Consider the following 3,190-nt stretch of genomic DNA (forward strand, 5'->3'; position numbering starts at 1 on the left):
CCCCGGCGACGAGGAGATCGAGCGCCGCTACCGGGCGTGGATCCGCTGGAACGCGGCCATCCTCGTGCACCGCGCGCAGCGCCCCGGCATCGCCGTCGGCGGCCACATCTCGACCTACGCGGGCGCCGCGTCGCTCTACGAGGTCGGCCACAACCACTTCTTCCGCGGTGCCGACCACCCCGGTGGCGGCGACCAGATCTTCTACCAAGGCCACGCCTCCCCCGGCATGTACGCCCGCGCCTTCCTCGAGGGCCGCCTGAGCGAAGACCAGATGGACAGCTTCCGCCAGGAGAAGTCCCGCGCGCCGCTCGGCCTCTCGTCGTACCCGCACCCCCGCCTCATGCCGGAGTTCTGGCAGTTCCCGACGGTCTCGATGGGCCTCGGGCCGATCAACGCCATCTACCAGGCGCAGTCGAACAAGTACCTCACCAACCGCGGCATCAAGGATGCCTCCGACCAGCAGGTCTGGGCGTTCCTCGGCGATGGCGAGATGGATGAGGTCGAGAGCCGTGGCGCCCTGCAGTGGGCTGCCAACGAGGGCCTCGACAATCTCAACTTCGTCATCAACTGCAACCTGCAGCGTCTTGACGGCCCTGTGCGCGGCAACGGCAAGATCATCCAGGAGCTCGAGAGCTTCTTCCGCGGCGCCGGCTGGAACGTCATCAAGGTCGTCTGGGGTCGCGAGTGGGACGAGCTCCTCAAGAACGACACGGAGGGCGCTCTGCGCGACCTCATGAACCGCACGCCAGACGGCGACTACCAGACCTACAAGGCGGAGAGCGGCGCCTACGTGCGCGAGAACTTCTTCGGTCGCGACCCGCGCACCCTCGCGATGGTCAAGGACTACACCGACGAGCAGATCTGGGGCCTCAAGCGGGGCGGGCACGACTACCGCAAGGTGTACGCGGCGTTCAAGGCAGCGCAGGAGCACACCGGGCAGCCGACCGTCATCCTCGCCAAGACGGTCAAGGGCTACGGTCTCGGACCGTCGTTCGAGGGCCGCAACGCGACCCACCAGATGAAGAAGCTCACGCTCGACAACCTCAAGCAGTTCCGCGACGTGATGAACATCCCGATCACCGACGCCGTGCTGGAGGAGAACCCGTACAAGCCGCCGTTCTACCACCCCGGCGAGAACGACGAGGCGATCCAGTACCTGCACGAGCGTCGCCGCGAGCTCGGCGGCTACCTGCCGGAACGCATATCGAAGTACACCCAGATCGCGGTTCCGGAGGCCTCTGCCTACGACGTCGTCAAGAAGGGCTCCGGCAAGCAGGAGATCGCCTCGACTATGGCGTTCGCACGGCTGCTGAAAGACCTCCTGCGCGACAAGGGCATCGGACAGCGCATCGTCCCGATCATTCCGGACGAGGCCCGCACCTTCGGAATGGATGCCTACTTCCCCACCGCGAAGATCTACAACCCGAACGGCCAGACCTACACCTCGGTCGACCGGGAGCAGCTGCTCGCCTACAAGGAGTCGCCGCAGGGTCAGATCGTGCACGTCGGCATCAACGAGGCCGGCGCATTCGCGGCCTTCACTGCTGCCGGAACGCAGTACTCGACCAACGGCGAGCCGCTCATTCCGGTCTACGTCTTCTACTCGATGTTCGGCTTCCAGCGCACCGGTGACGCGATGTGGGCGGCGGGTGACCAGATGGCCCGCGGATTCATCATCGGCGCGACCGCTGGCCGCACCACCCTGACCGGTGAGGGCCTCCAGCACGCCGACGGCCACTCGCACGTCATCGCCGCAACGAACCCCGCCGTCGTCTCCTACGACCCGGCGTACGGGTACGAAATCGGCGTCATCATGAAGGACGGCCTCGAGCGCATGTACGGCGGCGCTCACGAGGACCCGAATGTCATGTACTACATCACGGTCTACAACGAGCCGGTCGTGCAGCCGGCCGAGCCGGAGAACTTCGACGTCGAGGGCGCGCTCAAGGGCCTCTACCTTCTCAACGCATCGGAGGCTCCTGGGCCAAAGGCTCAGCTGCTGGCATCGGGAGTCGCCGTGCCGTGGGCACTCGAGGCCCAGCAGCTGCTCGCCGACGACTGGGGCGTCTCCGCTGACGTCTGGTCGGTGACCTCCTGGACGGAGCTTCGCCGCGACGGCCTGCGGGCAGAGGAGCACAACTTCCTCAACCCGGGAGCCGAGAAGCAGGTTCCCTACGTGACGCGCAAGCTGTTCGGCAGTGCCGGACCATTCGTCGCCGTGACCGACCACATGCACGCGGTGCCCGACATGATCCGTCCGTTCGTTCCTGGCAGCTATGCGACGCTCGGGGCCGACTCGTTCGGCTTCTCCGACACTCGTGCAGCGGCTCGTCGGTTCTTCAAGATCGACGGCCCGTCGATGGTCGTTCGCACCCTCGAGGCGCTCGTCGCCCGTGGTGAGGTCGACGCATCCGCGCCGGCCGCAGCGATCGAGAAGTACCAGCTGCACGACGTGACAGCTGGCACCACGGGATCCGCGGGCGGCGAGAGCTAGCCAGACATGGCTGCCCCGAAGACCAAGGCGCAGACGCTCGCCTGGCTGCGCACCATCTCTGGTGAGCTGGCCACGGCGACGCTGAAGCGCCTGGACGACACGCTGCCTTGGTACGGCGAGATGCCGCCGGGGCGGCGGTCGGCGGTCGGTCTCGTCGCGCAGGCGGGCATCAGCTCGTTCATCAGCTGGTTCGAGGATCCGAAGTCCACCCCATGGATCGCCGCGGACGTCTTCGGCGGAGCCCCGCGCGAGCTGCTGCGCTCGGTCTCTCTGCAGCAGACGCTGCAGCTGATCCGGCTCACAGTGGAGGTCGTTGATGCGCGCATCGGCGACGGCGACGACGTGCTGCGGGAGGCGATCCTGCTCTACTCCCGCGAGATCGCCTTCGCCGCCGCTGACGTCTACGCCCGCGCGGCGGAGGCCCGGGGCCTGTGGGACGGCCGGTTGGAGGCGCTCGTCGTCGACAGCATCCTCAGCGGGGAGTACGACACCGAGCTGCCGAGCCGCATCGCCGCCCTCGGCTGGAACGGCCACGGCGAGGTCTGCGTGCTCGTCGGCACGGCACCGCGCGTGCTCGACGTCGACCAGCTGCGCCGCACGGCGCGCCACCTCGACGCCGACGTGCTCATCGGTGTGCAGGGGTCGCGGCTGGTTCTCGTCATCGGTCGGGCCACCCCCTTCACCGAGGACTCCCCC

1 protein-coding gene and 1 pseudogene are annotated in these 3,190 nt (G+C 67.6%); both read left to right on the top strand.

The window, feature by feature from the left end; all coding sequences use genetic code 11:
* The coding region (gene aceE / locus AC14A7_RS05225; RefSeq protein ID WP_484006912.1) for a pyruvate dehydrogenase (acetyl-transferring), homodimeric type at positions 1-2,494 on the top strand (2,494 nt) is incomplete at its 5' end.
* Between the two features lie 6 nt (positions 2,495-2,500).
* A pseudogene (locus tag AC14A7_RS05230) lies at positions 2,501-3,190 on the top strand (PucR family transcriptional regulator); the annotation flags it as partial.

This window comes from Conyzicola sp. (genome assembly GCF_057073975.1).